This window comes from Mycobacterium tuberculosis complex sp. N0072 (genome assembly GCF_030323725.1).
GTDB lineage: Bacteria > Actinomycetota > Actinomycetes > Mycobacteriales > Mycobacteriaceae > Mycobacterium > Mycobacterium tuberculosis.
Window position 1 is genome coordinate 1,816,016 of sequence record NZ_CP040689.1, and the last position, 17,766, is coordinate 1,833,781.

Sequence of the window (17,766 nt, forward strand, 5' to 3'; positions counted from 1 at the left end):
TGGACGTCGTCGAAATTGACGAGCGCGTGTGGGTGACAGTGGGAAGGGAACGGCAGGCATGAGTCCGGCAACCGTGCTCGACTCCATCCTCGAGGGAGTCCGGGCCGACGTTGCCGCGCGTGAAGCCTCGGTGAGCCTGTCGGAGATCAAGGCTGCCGCCGCTGCGGCGCCGCCGCCGCTCGACGTGATGGCCGCCCTACGCGAGCCCGGCATCGGCGTCATCGCTGAGGTCAAGCGCGCTAGTCCTTCGGCAGGCGCATTGGCGACCATCGCCGACCCGGCAAAGCTGGCCCAGGCCTACCAGGATGGCGGTGCCCGGATCGTCAGCGTGGTGACTGAGCAGCGGCGTTTTCAGGGATCGCTCGACGACCTCGACGCGGTGCGGGCCTCGGTTTCGATTCCGGTGCTGCGCAAGGACTTTGTGGTGCAGCCGTACCAGATTCATGAGGCGCGTGCGCACGGCGCCGACATGTTGTTGCTCATCGTCGCCGCATTGGAGCAGTCGGTGTTGGTGTCGATGTTGGACCGCACCGAATCGTTGGGTATGACAGCACTCGTCGAGGTCCATACCGAGCAGGAAGCCGACCGAGCGCTGAAGGCCGGGGCCAAGGTGATTGGCGTTAACGCCCGCGACCTCATGACGCTGGACGTGGACCGGGATTGCTTCGCGCGAATAGCTCCTGGTTTGCCGAGCAGTGTGATCAGGATTGCTGAATCCGGCGTGCGTGGCACCGCTGACCTGCTGGCGTACGCCGGCGCGGGCGCTGACGCGGTGTTGGTAGGCGAAGGTCTGGTCACCAGCGGCGACCCACGTGCCGCGGTTGCCGATCTGGTTACCGCGGGCACCCATCCGTCCTGTCCGAAACCGGCTCGCTAGCCGTCGATGAGCCGCTTGCATCTTGAGCCTCGGTGATGACAGATCTATCCACCCCGGATCTTCCGCGCATGAGTGCTGCCATCGCCGAACCGACCAGTCACGATCCTGATTCCGGCGGCCATTTCGGCGGCCCCAGTGGTTGGGGTGGCCGCTACGTTCCCGAGGCGCTGATGGCGGTGATCGAAGAGGTCACCGCCGCCTACCAAAAGGAGCGCGTCAGCCAGGACTTTCTGGACGACCTAGACAGGCTGCAGGCGAACTATGCGGGCCGGCCTTCGCCGCTTTACGAGGCGACCCGGTTGAGCCAGCACGCTGGGTCGGCGCGAATCTTTCTGAAGCGAGAAGACCTGAACCATACTGGTTCTCACAAGATCAACAACGTGCTCGGGCAGGCACTGCTGGCGCGCAGGATGGGCAAGACCCGGGTGATCGCCGAGACCGGTGCCGGCCAGCACGGGGTCGCCACGGCCACCGCATGCGCATTGCTCGGCCTGGACTGTGTCATCTACATGGGGGGCATCGACACCGCCCGTCAGGCGCTAAACGTGGCCCGGATGCGATTGCTGGGTGCCGAAGTCGTCGCGGTTCAGACGGGCTCGAAAACGCTCAAAGACGCCATCAATGAGGCGTTCCGGGATTGGGTTGCCAACGCCGACAACACCTACTACTGCTTTGGTACTGCGGCCGGACCGCATCCGTTTCCAACCATGGTGCGCGATTTCCAGCGAATCATCGGCATGGAGGCACGTGTGCAGATCCAGGGTCAGGCCGGTCGGCTGCCTGACGCCGTCGTCGCGTGCGTTGGTGGCGGGTCCAATGCCATTGGTATTTTTCATGCGTTTCTCGATGACCCAGGCGTACGGCTGGTCGGATTCGAGGCAGCCGGCGACGGCGTTGAGACCGGCCGGCATGCCGCGACATTCACCGCTGGTTCGCCCGGGGCATTTCACGGATCGTTCTCGTACTTGCTGCAAGACGAGGACGGTCAGACCATTGAATCCCATTCAATTTCCGCGGGTCTGGATTATCCGGGGGTGGGCCCGGAACATGCGTGGCTCAAGGAGGCCGGGCGTGTCGATTATCGGCCGATCACCGACTCCGAGGCGATGGACGCGTTTGGCCTGCTGTGTCGCATGGAAGGCATCATCCCGGCTATTGAATCCGCGCACGCGGTGGCCGGCGCCCTCAAGCTAGGTGTTGAGTTGGGAAGGGGCGCGGTGATTGTGGTGAACCTGTCGGGACGTGGCGACAAAGATGTCGAGACGGCCGCGAAATGGTTTGGCTTGCTGGGCAACGACTGATGGTGGCGGTGGAACAGAGCGAAGCAAGTAGGCTCGGGCCGGTTTTCGATTCCTGCCGTGCAAACAACCGCGCGGCATTGATTGGTTACTTGCCGACCGGGTACCCGGACGTGCCAGCGTCGGTGGCCGCGATGACAGCGCTAGTTGAATCCGGTTGCGACATTATCGAAGTCGGGGTTCCGTATTCGGACCCGGGCATGGACGGCCCCACCATCGCCAGGGCAACCGAGGCGGCGCTCCGTGGCGGGGTGCGAGTCCGGGATACGTTAGCCGCGGTCGAGGCCATCAGTATCGCCGGCGGGCGTGCGGTAGTGATGACCTACTGGAATCCGGTGCTGCGCTATGGGGTTGATGCATTCGCGCGGGATCTGGCGGCGGCCGGAGGACTCGGCCTGATCACTCCTGACCTCATTCCCGACGAGGCGCAACAGTGGCTGGCGGCATCCGAAGAGCATCGGTTGGATCGCATTTTCTTGGTCGCGCCGTCCTCGACACCGGAGCGGTTGGCGGCCACCGTCGAGGCTTCACGCGGGTTCGTCTACGCGGCGTCGACGATGGGGGTGACCGGGGCGCGGGATGCGGTGTCGCAGGCGGCACCCGAACTGGTGGGCCGGGTGAAGGCGGTGTCTGACATACCGGTGGGCGTCGGTCTGGGTGTGCGGTCGCGCGCTCAAGCCGCGCAGATCGCCCAATACGCCGACGGTGTCATCGTTGGTTCCGCATTGGTGACGGCGCTAACCGAGGGGTTGCCTAGATTGCGGGCACTGACCGGAGAGCTCGCTGCCGGGGTACGACTAGGGATGTCCGCATGATGCGGATGTTGCCCAGCTATATCCCCAGCCCACCGCGCGGGGTTTGGTACCTGGGCCCGCTACCCGTCCGCGCCTACGCAGTTTGCGTTATCACCGGCATCATTGTCGCACTGCTGATCGGGGATCGCCGGTTGACAGCCCGCGGCGGCGAGCGCGGCATGACCTACGACATCGCCTTGTGGGCCGTGCCTTTCGGCCTGATTGGCGGCAGGCTCTATCACCTGGCTACCGACTGGCGGACATATTTCGGTGACGGTGGTGCCGGGCTGGCCGCGGCACTGCGAATCTGGGATGGGGGCCTGGGCATCTGGGGTGCGGTAACCCTTGGTGTCATGGGCGCGTGGATTGGCTGCCGGCGTTGTGGAATCCCGCTGCCCGTCTTGCTTGATGCGGTGGCGCCTGGTGTCGTGTTGGCGCAGGCTATCGGTCGGCTCGGAAACTACTTCAATCAAGAGCTCTACGGCCGGGAAACCACTATGCCGTGGGGTTTGGAGATCTTCTACCGCCGGGACCCCTCCGGATTCGACGTCCCGAATTCGCTGGACGGCGTCTCGACGGGTCAGGTGGCGTTCGTCGTGCAGCCAACGTTCCTCTACGAATTGATCTGGAATGTTTTGGTATTCGTCGCATTGATCTACATTGACCGCCGGTTCATCATCGGCCACGGGCGACTGTTTGGGTTCTATGTCGCTTTCTACTGCGCCGGGCGATTCTGTGTTGAGCTGCTGCGTGACGATCCCGCCACGCTTATTGCCGGCATCCGGATCAATTCGTTCACGTCCACCTTCGTGTTTATCGGGGCCGTGGTGTACATCATCTTGGCGCCGAAGGGGCGCGAGGCTCCTGGGGCCCTGCGTGGCAGCGAGTATGTTGTTGATGAGGCGCTGGAACGTGAACCGGCTGAACTCGCCGCCGCTGCTGTGGCCTCCGCTGCGAGCGCTGTGGGGCCGGTTGGCCCGGGGGGACCGAACCAACCCGACGATGTGGCGGAAGCGGTGAAAGCCGAAGTCGCCGAGGTCACCGATGAAGTGGCCGCGGAATCCGTTGTCCAAGTAGCAGACCGGGATGGTGAGTCAACCCCCGCTGTCGAGGAGACCTCCGAAGCCGATATCGAGCGGGAACAACCGGGCGACCTCGCGGGCCAGGCGCCAGCCGCGCACCAGGTCGACGCCGAAGCTGCATCGGCCGCGCCCGAGGAGCCGGCAGCGTTGGCTTCGGAGGCACACGACGAAACCGAGCCCGAGGTGCCCGAGAAGGCGGCGCCCATCCCCGATCCGGCCAAGCCGGATGAATTGGCGGTCGCCGGACCTGGGGACGACCCTGCTGAGCCGGACGGCATTCGACGGCAAGACGATTTCAGCTCGAGACGCCGCCGTTGGTGGCGGCTTCGACGGCGTCGACAATGACGACCCACGACGGCACTGCCTGGTCGCCGGTGCTGGACTCAATAGACCGCCGATCGGGCGGCCGTTGCCGCAGCCGGAACGATGCGCCGACGAAGTTCCCGGTCACAAAATGGCCACCGGCTGGAACGGTAATCAGCCGAACCCCGACGCGCTTACGAGCCAGACCACTAAGCCCAGTAGGCTAGCAAGCCCGGCAGGTTCCATATTTTTTCGCAACCCGGACGCGCACGCGACGCCGGGGCGCTGCCTCCGATGCCCGACCGCCACATGAATATCTGTCCGTACCGCTCTTTCGTCACGTCCGCAACACTGGCCTTCGCCGTCGGCGATGGTCGCTGTGCCCAGCTAAGCGCGACAACTCGGTTTCTGCAGGTCAACGCCCGCCTCCAATCCCGCACAGCCGCGACCAACTCGGGAACAAAACCGCCGGTCAGGCAGCTGTCGCTGAGAGCCGGGCACATCGGGTGTCGCCCGGTGCAGTGACACATGTGAGAGTTGTGGCCGTGCGATGTGCCCGACCCTCGGTGCGCACCAATTTGAGCCAACTCAGGAAATGAATCTCTGAGCGGAGGTGCACCGGTTGCCCGCCTCACAACGACATGCTGAGGCGCACACGGTCGCTCGCAGCCGGGCACAACGAACACTCCTGCTCTGCCGCGCCGATGTTGGGAACGCATGGGCCTACGGCCGGCACGGGTCGTGCGCCCGGCTCGATCTGGCATGCTGAAAGGCGTGACCGATCCCCTGCAGCACGGTGCCTTCGAGCCGGGCTGGCAATCCGCACCACCCGGATATCCACCGCCTTATCCGCAATATCCGGGGCCTGGCTCTTACTTTGACCCGTTCGCGCCATATGGTCGCCATCCGGTCACCGGCCAACCATTTTCCGACAAATCGAAGACTGTTGCCGGCCTGTTGCAGTTGCTTGGACTGTTCGGCATCGCCGGGATCGGGCGAATCTACCTGGGCCATACCGGCCTGGGCATCGCGCAGCTGCTGGTGGGCTGGGTGACGTGCGGTTTGGGCGCCGTCATCTGGGGCGTCATTGACGCCCTGCTGATATTGACCGACAAAGTCGGCGACCCTTGGGGTCGTCCCTTGCGCGATGGAAGCTAGCGGGCGTCAACGTCGCTACGCCGCGGCCGGTTCGGTCGTGCTATTGGCCGGCGCGCTTGGCTACATCGGACTTGTCGACCCGCACAACTCGAATTCGCTATATCCACCGTGCCTATTCAAGTTGCTTACGGGCTGGAACTGCCCCGCGTGCGGGGGTCTGCGGATGATCCACGATCTGCTACACGGTGAGCTGGCGGCCAGCATCAACGACAATGTCTTTCTGCTTGTCGGCGTCCCAGTGCTGGCCAGTTGGGTCCTGCTGCGCCGCCGCCACGGCGACTTGGCGCTCCCGATACCGGTGATGATTGCTGTGGCGGTCGCGGTGATCGCGTGGACGGTGCTGCGCAACCTGCCAGGCTTCCCGTTAGTGCCGACGATCAGCGGATAGCCGCGCCTACCCGCGGTCTGGTTGGCTGGGCTGCCCGCGGTGGTGTTGACCGGTGTGCCGACCCGGCGGTGCCGGCCCTACCGCCGTCGCGACTATGCTGAGTCGTCGTGACGAGACGCGGGAAAATCGTCTGCACTCTCGGGCCGGCCACCCAGCGGGACGACCTGGTCAGAGCGCTGGTCGAGGCCGGAATGGACGTCGCCCGAATGAACTTCAGCCACGGCGACTACGACGATCACAAGGTCGCCTATGAGCGGGTCCGGGTAGCCTCCGACGCCACCGGGCGCGCGGTCGGCGTGCTCGCCGACCTGCAGGGCCCGAAGATCAGGTTGGGACGCTTCGCCTCCGGGGCCACCCACTGGGCCGAAGGCGAAACCGTCCGGATCACCGTGGGCGCCTGCGAGGGCAGCCACGATCGGGTGTCCACCACCTACAAGCGGCTAGCCCAGGACGCGGTGGCCGGTGACCGGGTGCTGGTCGACGACGGCAAAGTCGCATTGGTGGTCGACGCCGTCGAGGGCGACGACGTGGTCTGCACCGTCGTCGAAGGCGGCCCGGTCAGCGACAACAAGGGCATCTCGTTGCCCGGAATGAACGTGACCGCGCCGGCCCTGTCGGAGAAGGACATCGAGGATCTCACGTTCGCGCTGAACCTCGGCGTCGACATGGTGGCGCTTTCCTTCGTCCGCTCCCCGGCCGATGTCGAACTGGTCCACGAGGTGATGGATCGGATCGGGCGACGGGTGCCGGTGATCGCCAAGCTGGAGAAGCCGGAAGCCATCGACAATCTCGAAGCGATCGTGCTGGCGTTCGACGCCGTCATGGTCGCTCGGGGCGACCTAGGTGTTGAGCTGCCGCTCGAAGAGGTCCCGCTGGTACAGAAGCGAGCCATCCAGATGGCCCGGGAGAACGCCAAGCCGGTCATTGTGGCGACCCAGATGCTCGACTCGATGATCGAGAACTCGCGGCCGACCCGAGCTGAGGCCTCCGACGTCGCCAACGCGGTGCTCGATGGCGCCGACGCGCTGATGCTGTCCGGGGAAACCTCGGTAGGGAAGTACCCCCTTGCTGCGGTCCGGACAATGTCGCGCATCATCTGCGCGGTCGAGGAGAACTCCACGGCCGCACCGCCGTTGACACACATTCCCCGGACCAAGCGTGGGGTCATCTCGTATGCGGCCCGTGACATCGGCGAACGACTCGACGCCAAGGCCTTGGTGGCCTTCACTCAGTCCGGTGATACCGTGCGGCGACTGGCCCGCCTGCATACCCCGCTGCCGCTGCTGGCCTTCACCGCGTGGCCCGAGGTGCGCAGCCAACTGGCGATGACCTGGGGCACCGAGACGTTCATCGTGCCGAAGATGCAGTCCACCGATGGCATGATCCGCCAGGTCGACAAATCGCTGCTCGAACTCGCCCGCTACAAGCGTGGTGACTTGGTGGTCATCGTCGCGGGTGCGCCGCCAGGCACAGTGGGTTCGACCAACCTGATCCACGTGCACCGGATCGGGGAAGATGACGTCTAGCCGGGTCGTGCCGGACGGTAAACCCATGTCCGACTTCGATGAACTACTGGCGGTATTGGACCTCAACGCCGTCGCAAGCGACCTGTTCACCGGATCCCACCCCAGCAAAAACCCGCTCCGGACATTTGGTGGCCAGCTCATGGCGCAGTCATTCGTCGCGAGCAGCCGAACGCTAACCCGCCACCACCTACCGCCCAGCGCATTCTCGGTGCACTTCATCAACGGCGGTGACACGGCCAAGGACATCGAGTTCCAGGTGATACGACTGCGCGATGAGCGGCGCTTCGCCAACCGGCGCGTCGATGCGGTACAGGACGGCACGTTGCTGTCCTCGGCGATGGTGTCTTACATGGCCGGTGGTCGCGGGCTCGAGCATGCGCTGGATCCGCCGCAGGTGGCCGAGCCTCATACCCGGCCGCCGATCGGTGAGCTGTTGCGCGGTTACGAGGAGACCGTCCCGCATTTTGTCAACGCGCTGCAACCGATCGAATGGCGCTACGCCAACGACCCGGCCTGGATAATGCGGGACAAGGGCGATCGGCTTGCCTACAACCGGGTCTGGGTCAAGGCACTAGGGGAGATGCCCGACGACCCGGTGCTGCACACGGCGACACTGTTGTACTCCTCGGACACCACCGTGCTGGACTCGGTCATTACCACCCATGGTCTGTCCTGGGGCTTCGATCGCATCTTTGCGGCCTCTGCCAACCACTCGGTGTGGTTTCACCGGCAGGTCAACTTCGATGATTGGGTGCTCTACTCTACGTCGTCACCGGTGGCCGCCGATTCACGTGGGTTGGGTTCGGGGCACTTTTTTGATCGCTCGGGGAAGCTCATCGCAACTGTGGTGCAGGAAGGTGTGTTGAAGTATTTTCCCGCCACCCCTGACAGTGCGGCAGGACGCTCGTAGGATTCCGGGTCAGCACGGCTGTGATCAGGCGTAACGTTCCTGGTAGCCAGATGACCGATGGTGGCAGCGGCCGGCGAGCCGCTGAATTGCCAGCGAGCGAACCCGGAGGTGACTGTGAAGCTGCCGTCGGCCGATGTGGTACCGAGGCTCCGTGGTCGCCAGCGTGTAGTCGTGCACGTCGATTCCCGCACGGCCCGCTGTGTCGGCGCGCTGGCGCTGGTGTGCGCGGCCTGCTGGCTGATCGCGCTGCTCGCCGGCGACTACCGGCACGCCCAGTGGGCGGTCGCCGGCCGGTTGGGCTGGTCGCTGACGGTCCTGGCTGCGGTGGCATTCATTGCTCGCGGCATCTTCCTGGGCCGCCCGGTCACGGCCATGCATGCGACCGCGGCCGGCCTATTTTTGCTCGCCGGACTGGCTGCCCACGTGTTGGTCGCAGATCTGCTCGGTGAGATTCTGATAGCCGGTTCGGGATGGGCACTGATGTGGCCGACGTCGGCGCATCCGCGACCCGAAGATCTGCCCCGCGTGTGGGCGTTGATCAATGCCACCCGCGCGGACTCGCTTGCTCCGTTTGCCATGCAGGCGGGCAAGAGCCATCACTTCAGCGCGGCCGGCACCGCGGCTCTGGCGTATCGGACCCGTATCGGCTATGCGGTGGTCAGCGGCGACCCGATCGGCGACGAGGCGCAATTCCCCCAGCTGGTCGCCGACTTCGCGGCCATGTGTCACATGCACGGCTGGCGAATCGTGGTCGTGGGCTGCAGCGAACGACGGCTCGGCCTGTGGAGCGACCCCATGGTGGTCGGACAATCGTTGCGGCCCATACCGATTGGCCGGGATGTCGTCATCGACGTGTCTAACTTTGAGATGACCGGGCGTAGGTTTCGCAACCTGCGTCAGGCGGTGAAACGCACCCACAATTTCGGCGTCACGACCGAGATCGTCGCTGAACAGCAACTCGACGACCAGCGGCAGGCGGAGCTGGCCGAGGTGCTGGCGGCGTCACCTAGCGGCGCCCGCACCGATCGCGGCTTTTGCATGAACCTGGACGGCGTGCTGGAGGGTCGATACCCCGGAATACAACTGATCATCGCGCGAGACGCATCGGGTCGGGTGCAGGGTTTCCACCGGTACGCGACCGCCGGCGGCGGCAGCGACATGTCTCTGGATGTACCGTGGCGGCGCCGCGGGGCCCCGAACGGGATCGATGAGCGGCTCAGCGCTGACATGATTGCGGCCGCCAAAGATGCTGGGGTACAACGGTTGTCACTGGCATTCGCCGCGTTCCCCGACCTTTTCGGCGCCAACCAGCTCGGCCGCCTGCAGCGTGTCTGCCGTGCGTTGATCCATATCCTCGATCCGTTGATCGCTCTCGAGTCGTTATACCGATACCTGCGCAAGTTCCACGCGCTGGATGAGCGGCGTTACGTGCTGATATCGATGACTCAGGTCTTTGCGCTGGCGTTGGTGTTGTTGTCGCTGGAGTTCGTCCCGCGGCGGCGACATCTCTGATCCGTCGCTATGGACAGCTCGGCGCATTGAATGTCGTTGGGCAGGTGGTGGGTGGCTACCACCACGGTCCGCATAGCGCTCATGATCCCGGAGTTCGGGGCCAGCAGATCGCGCAGAAGGTCGGCGTTGGCGGCGTCGAGGTGTTCGACAGGTTCGTCGAGCAACACGATCCGAGCCGGGGAAAGCACCGCCCGGGCGAGCAGCAACCTTCTGCGCTGACCCGCCGAGACCGCTTGCGCGCCACCGATCAACACCGTCGACAACCCCTCGGGCAGGCCGGCGAGCCAGCCGCACAGGCCGACCCGATCCAGGGCCTCGATCAGTTCGTCATCGGGGCAGTCTCCTCGGGCGGTCAGCAAGTTGTCCCGAACGGTGGTAGCAAAGATATGCGCATCTTCAGCGAAAAAGCTGACAGCGCTGCGTAATTCATCCTCATCGAAGTCGCTCAGGTTAGTTCCGTCCAGCAACACCCGGCCGTGCACCGGCGGCAGCAAGCCGGCCAGCGTCATCAACAGCGTCGTCTTGCCGGCGCCGCTCGCGCCGGTGACGGCCAGCCGGGCACCCGGCGGTAGGTCAATCGTCACCCGGATCGACTGCGCCTCTTGGTGACCGCAACACACGTCGGCCGCTAGCACCCCGGTACCTACCGGCAGTCGCGCCGACACCGTGGATTCGGTCTCGCGGACCCGGTTTGACCCAGTCAGGTCGAGCAGACGAGCCGCCGCGATGCGCGACCGTGTCAACTGGACGGCGGCGGCGGGTAGTGCAACGGTCGCCTCGAATGCGGACAGCGGCAACAACATCAGGATGGCCAGTGTTGTGGGCGCGACCGTGGGGGCCATGCCGATCCCGGCCACCACGGCGCCCAGCAGGCTGGCCCCGATCGCCGCGGTCGGCATGGCCTCGGCGATCGCCCCCGTTCGTGCGGCGGCGTCGAGCGCATCGGCCCAGGCATGTTGGCGCCGTTGTGAGTCGGCGATGACGTTGCGTAGGGCACCGGCGACACGAAGCTCGGGGGCATGCTCAAGGGCGATCATCGCCGACGTGTCGCGCATGCCCCGATGTTGGCGGGCGATCGCTTCCTGCGCTGCGGCGGTTCTGCCGGCAAGCCAGGGCGCAACAACGCCGGCAACCAAAAGGCAGACCGCCAGTACCACGGCGGCTGGCACCGAAACGGCCGCGACGACCGCGGTCGCGGCTACTGCCAGCACCGCTGCGACGGCTATCGGCACCAGAGCACGCACCAGCATGTTGGCCAGTTCGTCGACGTCCGCGCCGACGCGTGCTGCCAGGTCCCCGCTGTGCAGCCCGACGGCGGCCGCCGCCGGTCCGTGGGCCAGCCGGTGATAGATAAGGGTGCGGGCCCGGCCGGCGGCCCGCAACGCGGTGTCGTGGGTGGCCAGTCGCTCGCAGTAGTGCAGCACGCCGCGCGAAATCGCGAACGCCCGCACCGCCACGACCGCCACCGACAGGTCCAGGACGGGCGGCATCTGCCAGGCCCGAGTGATCAGCCAGGCCGACACCCCGGCCAGGGCCAGCGCGCTGCCCAGCGACAGCACGCCCAGCGCGACGGCCGCCAAGATCCGGGGCAACCGGGGACCCAACAGCCCAGACGCGGCCAGCAGGTCCCGCTGGCGGCGACTCACAGCACTCGGTCGGTTCATCGTCGGAAACCATCCGAGTTCACTTCGACGACCCGGTCACCGGCCGCGGCGACCTGCTGGCGATGGGCGACGACCAGCACCGTCGCACCCGCGCGGGCACGCTCGACAATGGCGCCCAACACGTGTTGTTCGGTGCGGGCGTCCAGGTGCGCGGTGGGCTCGTCGAGCAGCAGCACCGCAGCCGGTGATCCGAGCGCGCGGGCCAGGCCCAGCCGTTGCCGCTGCCCCAGGGATAACCCGACACCACCGCGCCCCAGCACGGTATCCAGCCCGCGGGGCAACTCGTCTAGTACAGCGTCGAATCCGGCTGCTGCGCAGGCACGCTCGAGATCATCCACAGGGCCCAGCAGAACCAGGTTGTGGCGGACGGTTCCTGGGACCAGCACCGGCCGCTGCGGCAGCCACGACAGTTGCCGCCACCAGGCAGCCGGTGCCAGGTTGGTGACGTCGACTCCGGCGACCGTGATTCGTCCTGACGACGGTGCGGTGAGCCCGGCGATCGCTTGCAGCGTAGTGCTCTTGCCGGCGCCGTTTCGGCCGGTCAGCACCGTCACCCGACCGGGTTCGATGTCTGCGGTGAGATCATACGGTGCGCGGCCGTCGCGGCCTCTGACACTGAGTCTCTCCAGGCGAATCACCCCGCCGCGCGCGGTGACCGTTCGTCGGCCGGGTGTTGGTGAGGGTGACTCGCCGAGGAGGGCGAATGCCTTGTCGGCCGCGGTTCTGCCGTCAGCTGCGGCATGAAACTGGACCCCAACGCGACGCAGCGGCCAGTACACCTCCGGCGCCAATAGCAGCACCGTCAAACCGGCCGTCAGGCTCATCTCCCCGAAGACCAGCCGTAGCCCGATGCCCACCGCGACCAGGGCCACGCCCAGCGTGGCCAGCAATTCGAGCACCAGGGCCGACAAGAACGCGATCCGCAGCGTCGCCATCGCCGACCGCCGGTGGTCAGCAGACAGTTCCGCGATGCGTTGTTCCGGGCCGGAAGCACGGCCCAGCGCCCGCAGGGTGGGGATGCCGGCAATCAGGTCTAACAACCGGGCCTGGACGGCGGTCATGGCCGCCAGCGCGGCCGCCGAGGGGTTAGTGGTAGCCAGCCCGATCAGCACCATGAAGATCGGTATCAGGGGCAGTGTGATCACCACAATGGCCATTGACTTCAAGTCATAGAGCCCGATCACGGCGACGGTGGCCGGGGTCAGGATCGCGGCCAGCAGCAACGTGGGCAAATAGCCGGTGAAGTAGGGCCGCAAGCCGTCCAGGCCCCGGGTAATCAGCACCGCGGCGGCGTCTCGCTGCGCAGCCAGTTGGCTGGGTCGGCGGGCGGTTACCGCGGTCAGCACCTGACCGGACAGGTCGGCGATCACTGCGCTGGCGCCGCGCTGGGCCAGGCGCGCTTGTAGCCACTGAATCGACGCACGCAACCCCCACAGCACCAACAGGATTGACAGTGGCCCTAGCCAACGACGCAGGCCAGCCATCCCAGGGTTGGCGGGGTCGATGACGCCGGCGACGATGCTTGCCAACACGATCGCCGAGCCGATGGCGCAGCCGGAGATCCCGACCCCGCAGGCCACCGTGCTGAGTAGATAGCGGCGCAGCGCCGCCGATGCCTGCCACAGCCGCGGATCCAGGGGCGCCCGGGTTCCCCGGGCCTTGGTGCTCAGGGCGCGCGCCTCGCCAGACCGGTGGGTGGAGGTATCCGTTCAGCTGAGATCCGTTGCCGGAAAACCCAATACGTCCATGTCTGGTACGCCACCGTCAGTGGAGCGAAGAACGCGGTCACCCACGTCATGATCTTGAGGGTGTACGGGGTCGACGACGCGTTATGGATCGTTAGGCTCCACTGCGGGTTCAGGGTTGAGGGCACCAGGTTCGGGTATAGCGCGCCGAACAGCAGCACCACCACAGCCGCCACGACTATCAACGTGCACATGAACGCCCAGCCGTCGGACACCCGCCGCCACACTAAGACCGTCGCCGCCGCCTGCGCGCACCCCGCAACTGCCAGCACCAGCCACGTCCAGTCTTTGCCGTATGCCAGTTGCGTCCAAAGTCCAAAGCCCGCAACCAGTCCCGCCACAGGAAGCGAAAGCCATACGGCGAATCGGTAGGCATCGTCGCGGATCGGCCCGGAGGTTTTCAAAGCGATGAACACCGCGCCGTAGAGCGAGAACAGTCCGGCGGTCGCCAGACCGCCCAGCAGGGTGTAGGCGTTGAGCACGTCGGGAATCGACAGGGCAACATGACCGTTCGCGTCTACCGGGAGTCCGCGGACCAGAATGGCGAACGCCACACCCCACAACAGGGCAGGCAGCCAGGATCCCGCCGCGATCCCGAAGTCTGCCCCGGTCCGCCATTTCGGGTCGTCGATCTTGCCGCGCCATTCGATGGCGACGGCGCGCAGGATCATACCGAACAGGATCGCCAGCAGCGGCAGATACAGCGCGGAGAACACGGTCGCGTACCAGCCGGGAAACGCGGCGAATATGGCCGCGCCGGCGGTGATCAGCCAGACTTCGTTGCCGTCCCAGACCGGTCCGATGGTGTTGAGTGCCGTGCGCCGGTGGGTCTCCGGATCGCCCATACCGACATGAGCGAACGGCGCCATCAGCATGCCCACGCCGAAGTCGAACCCTTCTAGGATGAAGAAACCGAGGAACAGCGCTGCGATGACACCGAACCACAATTCTTGGAGTACCACCGGCTGCTCCTTTCCGGGGTCAGTTGGCCTCAGTAAGCAAACGACAATGGTGCTACCTCGTCGTCGCGGGGTGCCCCGTGCGCAGCCGGTTCCGCGTCGTGTTCCAGGGGGCCTTCGACGATGTAACGCTTGAGCAGCCAGCACCAGATGACCGCAAGTACCGCGTAGACCAAGGTGAACATCAGCAAAGACGTGGCGACCACGGTGGCGGAGTGATCCGAGACGCCTGCTTTGACGGTGAGTCGAACCAGCTGATCACCGGTCGGGTTAGGGACGACGACCCAGGGCTGGCGCCCCATCTCGGTGAACACCCATCCGGCGCTGTTGGCCAGGAACGGGGCGGGCATGGTTAGCAGCGCCAGCCAGGAGAACCAGCGTTGATTGGGGATCTGGCCGCCACGGGTGAGCCAGAGCGCAATCAGTGCGAACAGCACCGGGATCGCCATCAACCCGATCATCATGCGAAATGACCAGTAGGTGACGAAGAGGTTGGGCCGGTAGTCGTTTGGTCCGAAGCGCTGCTGGTATTCCTGCTGCAGATCGCGGATACCCTGCAACGTCACACCGCTGATCCGGCCCTCGGCGAGGAACGGCAACACATAGGGCACTTCGATGACACGGGTGAGGCTGTCGCAGTTGTTTTGCCGGCCGACCGTCAGGACAGAGAAGTTTGGATCTGTCTGGGTATCGCACAACGATTCGGCCGACGCCATCTTCATCGGCTGCTGCTGGAACATCAGCTTGCCTTGGTGGTCGCCGGTGAACAACAACCCGGCCGTGGCGGCCAACGCAACCCAACACCCCAGGATGGTCGCGGGACGATACATGGCTTGGGTATCTGAGTCGGCGTGCGTGGTGCTCGAACGGACCAGCCACCAGGCGCTCACCGCGGCGACGAAGGTCCCGGCGGTCAGCAGCGCACCGCTGACAGTGTGGGTAAACGCCGCCTGTGCGGTGTTGTTGGTCAGCAGCACGACGATGCTGCTCAACTCGGCACGCCCGGTGGTCGGGTTGTAGTGCGCGCCGACCGGATGCTGCATGAAGGAGTTTGCCGCGATGATGAAGAACGCGGACACGTTGACCGCGATTGCGACGATCCAGATGCAGGCCAGATGCACCAGCCGGGGCAGCCTGTTCCAGCCGAAGATCCACAACCCGATGAAGGTGGATTCGAAGAAGAAGGCCGCCAGGCCCTCCATGGCCAGCGGGGCGCCGAAGACATCGCCGACGAATCGGGAGTACTCGCTCCAGTTCATGCCGAACTGAAATTCCTGCACGATTCCGGTCGCCACGCCGATGGCAAAGTTGATCAGGAACAATTTGCCGAAGAATTTGGTGAGGCGATACCAGGCGGGGTTATCGGTGACGACCCACAGCGTTTGCATGACCGCGATCAGCGGGGCCAGGCCGATGGTCAGCGGTACGAAAATGAAGTGATAGACGGTGGTGATACCGAACTGCCACCGCGAAATGTCGACGACATTCATCTGTCATCTCCGGAGATACTACGGGGCCGACTGATTTGGCTACGACGAAGTGTAGTAGGCACGAGTGGGCCCGCGCTACTGGCAATCGTGGGTGCACCGCGATTCTGCGGTCAGCCGAGCGTCTGCGAAGCCTTGCGGATGGCGAACGACGACGCGATCTCGCATGCGCCGATCACCACGAGCCAGATGCCGACGACCAACGCCAGTATCCAGATGGACTCGAACGGCGATGCCATCACCACAATGCCGGCGATGAGGCTGATCACGCCGACGAAGATGGACCATCCCCGTCCCGGCAGCATCGGATCACTAATCGCCGAAACCGTGGTGGCGACGCCGCGGAAGATGAACCCGATGCCGATCCAGATGGCCAGCAACAGAACCGCGTCACCGAAATGGCGAAAGGCCAGCACAGCCAGGATGAGTGAGGCGGCACCGCTGATGAACAACAGGATTCGGCCGCCCGCCGAAACATGTAGGCTGAACGCGAACGCAACCTGAGCGACACCGGTAATCAGGAGGTAGACACCGAACGCCATGGCAGCAACGAGAATGGATATTCCTGGCCAGGCCAGCACCAGGACGCCCAGGATCAGCGACAGAATTCCCGATGCCAGAGTGGACTTCCAGAGATGCGGCAACAACCTTGGGAGAGGGCTCACGACAGGGCTTGGTTCCATGGGCGCAGTGTGACACATGTAGCGGCCCCGGGATAGCGCTTGGCGGTCAGACCCCTACCGTGCGGGGTTCGGCCCCGCGCACCTCGCCGGGATCTGCGGCTACCTTGCGGCCGATGAGGTACCACGTGCGCATTACGCCTTTCCCCTTGACGTTTATGTGGCCGCGCTCGCGCAACACGAAGTCGTCCTTGAGACGCTCGTAAACCTCGTCTGGCACCTGAATTTGCCCCACCGAATCGGTGGATTCCATCCGCGACGCGACATTGACCGCGTCGCCCCACACGTCGTAGAAGAACCGTCGAGAACCCACCACACCCGCCACCACCGGGCCGGTGGCCAGGCCCACCCGCAGCGGCACCGGGTTGCCGCGTGGATCCTTCAATTGCGCTGCGACATTGGTCATGTCGAGCGCAAAGTCCGCCAGTGCTTGCGTATGGTCAGGCCGGGGCCGCGGAACGCCGCTGACAACCATGTAGGAGTCCCCGCTGACCTTGATTTTCTCCAGCCCGTGCTGGTCGACCAGCTCGTCGAAAGCGCTGTAGAGGCGGTCCAGGAACCGGACCAGGTCCGCCGGCGCGGTGCTACTGGCGCGTTCGGTGAACCCGACGATGTCGGCGAACAGCACCGAGGCCTCGTCGTATTTATCGGCGATGATGTTTCGCTCGGGTTCTTTAAGCCGCTCGGCGATGCTGGCCGGCAACATGTTGGCCAGCAGTGCTTCGGAGCGGTCGTGCTCCGCCTCCATGACCGCCTCCGCGCGCGCAGTATCACGCAGCGCGAACCACACCGTTGCGACCGCTACCCCGCAGGCGGAGACGGTCGTGAGGACGAAACTTACCGACATGGCCCAGGGCGGCTGAAGCCCAGTATCGGGCGGGACCAGGAACTCCAGGGCAATCACCAGACCGGCGGCGACCGCCGCTAGGCCCACCGCTAACGCGGTGTGTTCGATGCCGACCAGCAACACCACCAACGCGGCGGCTACGAAGAAGAAGAACTGGGCACCCGCGTCGGTGCCCACATCCCAGCCGATGGCGAAGATCGCCACATAGGCGGTGCCGATGAACGTAAGCGGTGCCACCAATCCCCCGAAGCGATGTAGCAGGGGCACGATCGCGAAAGTAACCGCGGTGAAGACGTTGATCAGGGCGATGTACCAGCCCCCGGCCCCGGTCGCTAGTTGCATTAGCGCGAAGCTCCCGGTTACCACGACAGCGAGCCAGGCGGTGATGGTAAGCACGCGCTGCCGCCGCGCGACGCTTTCGGCGTAGTGCTGCGTGGGAGCGCGGGCCTGAGTGCGCACGGCCGTGACACAGTCTGGGCGTCGTGTCGAGCCATCCGCTGCTATCGGTGGGGCGCCGCATTTTCTTGCCGCCACGA

The 17,766-nt window shown here is 65.2% G+C and carries 15 protein-coding genes; 9 read left to right on the plus strand and 6 right to left on the minus strand.

Translation table 11 applies throughout. The features are described 5' to 3' along the window. Positions 1-58: 58 nt before the first annotated feature. The 9 genes from trpC to FF952_RS08585 all read left to right on the plus strand — a co-directional run bounded on the left by trpC (position 59) and on the right by FF952_RS08585 (position 9,848). Complete coding sequence (trpC, locus tag FF952_RS08540) at positions 59-877, plus strand: indole-3-glycerol phosphate synthase TrpC (protein WP_003407990.1); 819 nt, start codon at positions 59-61, stop codon at positions 875-877. Between the two features lie 35 nt (positions 878-912). Next, positions 913-2,178, plus strand: a complete 1,266-nt coding sequence (gene trpB, locus FF952_RS08545) for a tryptophan synthase subunit beta (RefSeq protein ID WP_016721143.1) — start codon at positions 913-915, stop codon at positions 2,176-2,178. Next, positions 2,178-2,990, plus strand: coding sequence for a tryptophan synthase subunit alpha (gene trpA, locus FF952_RS08550; protein WP_003407999.1), 813 nt, complete (start codon positions 2,178-2,180; stop codon positions 2,988-2,990). The genes trpB and trpA overlap by 1 nt, the downstream gene beginning before the upstream one ends. Further along, the gene (locus FF952_RS08555; RefSeq protein ID WP_003904654.1) at positions 2,990-4,396 is read left to right on the plus strand and encodes a prolipoprotein diacylglyceryl transferase; all 1,407 of its coding nucleotides are present in this window, start codon (positions 2,990-2,992) and stop codon (positions 4,394-4,396) included. The genes trpA and FF952_RS08555 overlap by 1 nt, the downstream gene beginning before the upstream one ends. A gap of 675 nt (positions 4,397-5,071) precedes the next feature. Further along, the gene (locus tag FF952_RS08565) at positions 5,072-5,512 is read left to right on the plus strand and encodes an NINE protein (protein ID WP_003408004.1); all 441 of its coding nucleotides are present in this window, start codon (positions 5,072-5,074) and stop codon (positions 5,510-5,512) included. Beyond that, entirely contained in the window at positions 5,502-5,900 is a 399-nt protein-coding gene (locus tag FF952_RS08570) for a DUF2752 domain-containing protein (RefSeq protein WP_003408005.1), read from the plus strand. The genes FF952_RS08565 and FF952_RS08570 overlap by 11 nt, the downstream gene beginning before the upstream one ends. A gap of 107 nt (positions 5,901-6,007) precedes the next feature. Further along, positions 6,008-7,426, plus strand: a complete 1,419-nt coding sequence (gene pyk / locus FF952_RS08575; protein WP_003898945.1) for a pyruvate kinase — start codon at positions 6,008-6,010, stop codon at positions 7,424-7,426. Positions 7,427-7,433: 7 nt separating this feature from the next. Next, the gene (tesB, locus tag FF952_RS08580; protein WP_003408017.1) at positions 7,434-8,336 is read left to right on the plus strand and encodes an acyl-CoA thioesterase II; all 903 of its coding nucleotides are present in this window, start codon (positions 7,434-7,436) and stop codon (positions 8,334-8,336) included. Between the two features lie 57 nt (positions 8,337-8,393). Beyond that, entirely contained in the window at positions 8,394-9,848 is a 1,455-nt protein-coding gene (locus tag FF952_RS08585; RefSeq protein ID WP_003900378.1) for a bifunctional lysylphosphatidylglycerol flippase/synthetase MprF, read from the plus strand. On the opposite strand, the gene cydC is transcribed toward FF952_RS08585, so the two are convergent. The 6 genes from cydC to cya form a co-directional block, all read right to left on the minus strand. Continuing rightward, positions 9,782-11,512, minus strand: a complete 1,731-nt coding sequence (gene cydC, locus FF952_RS08590; RefSeq protein WP_003908715.1) for a thiol reductant ABC exporter subunit CydC — start codon at positions 11,510-11,512, stop codon at positions 9,782-9,784. The genes FF952_RS08585 and cydC overlap by 67 nt on opposite strands. Next, complete coding sequence (gene cydD, locus FF952_RS08595; RefSeq protein ID WP_071854213.1) at positions 11,509-13,116, minus strand: thiol reductant ABC exporter subunit CydD; 1,608 nt, start codon at positions 13,114-13,116, stop codon at positions 11,509-11,511. Before cydD ends, cydC begins: the two co-directional genes overlap by 4 nt. Before the next feature lie 62 nt (positions 13,117-13,178). Beyond that, positions 13,179-14,219, minus strand: a complete 1,041-nt coding sequence (gene cydB / locus FF952_RS08600) for a cytochrome d ubiquinol oxidase subunit II (RefSeq protein ID WP_003408024.1) — start codon at positions 14,217-14,219, stop codon at positions 13,179-13,181. A 29-nt stretch (positions 14,220-14,248) separates the two neighbouring features. Further along, positions 14,249-15,706 carry a cytochrome ubiquinol oxidase subunit I gene (locus tag FF952_RS08605; protein ID WP_003408027.1) on the minus strand — a complete coding sequence of 486 codons (1,458 nt, stop codon included), beginning with the start codon at positions 15,704-15,706 and terminating at the stop codon, positions 14,249-14,251. Positions 15,707-15,816: 110 nt separating this feature from the next. Next, on the minus strand, positions 15,817-16,404 hold the full coding sequence (locus tag FF952_RS08610; protein ID WP_003408030.1) for an HdeD family acid-resistance protein: 588 nt from the start codon (positions 16,402-16,404) through the stop codon (positions 15,817-15,819). A gap of 28 nt (positions 16,405-16,432) precedes the next feature. After that, positions 16,433-17,764 (minus strand): adenylate cyclase, encoded by a 1,332-nt coding sequence (gene cya, locus FF952_RS08615; protein ID WP_003903516.1) that lies wholly within the window; start codon positions 17,762-17,764, stop codon positions 16,433-16,435. Between the last annotated feature and the right edge of the window lie 2 nt (positions 17,765-17,766).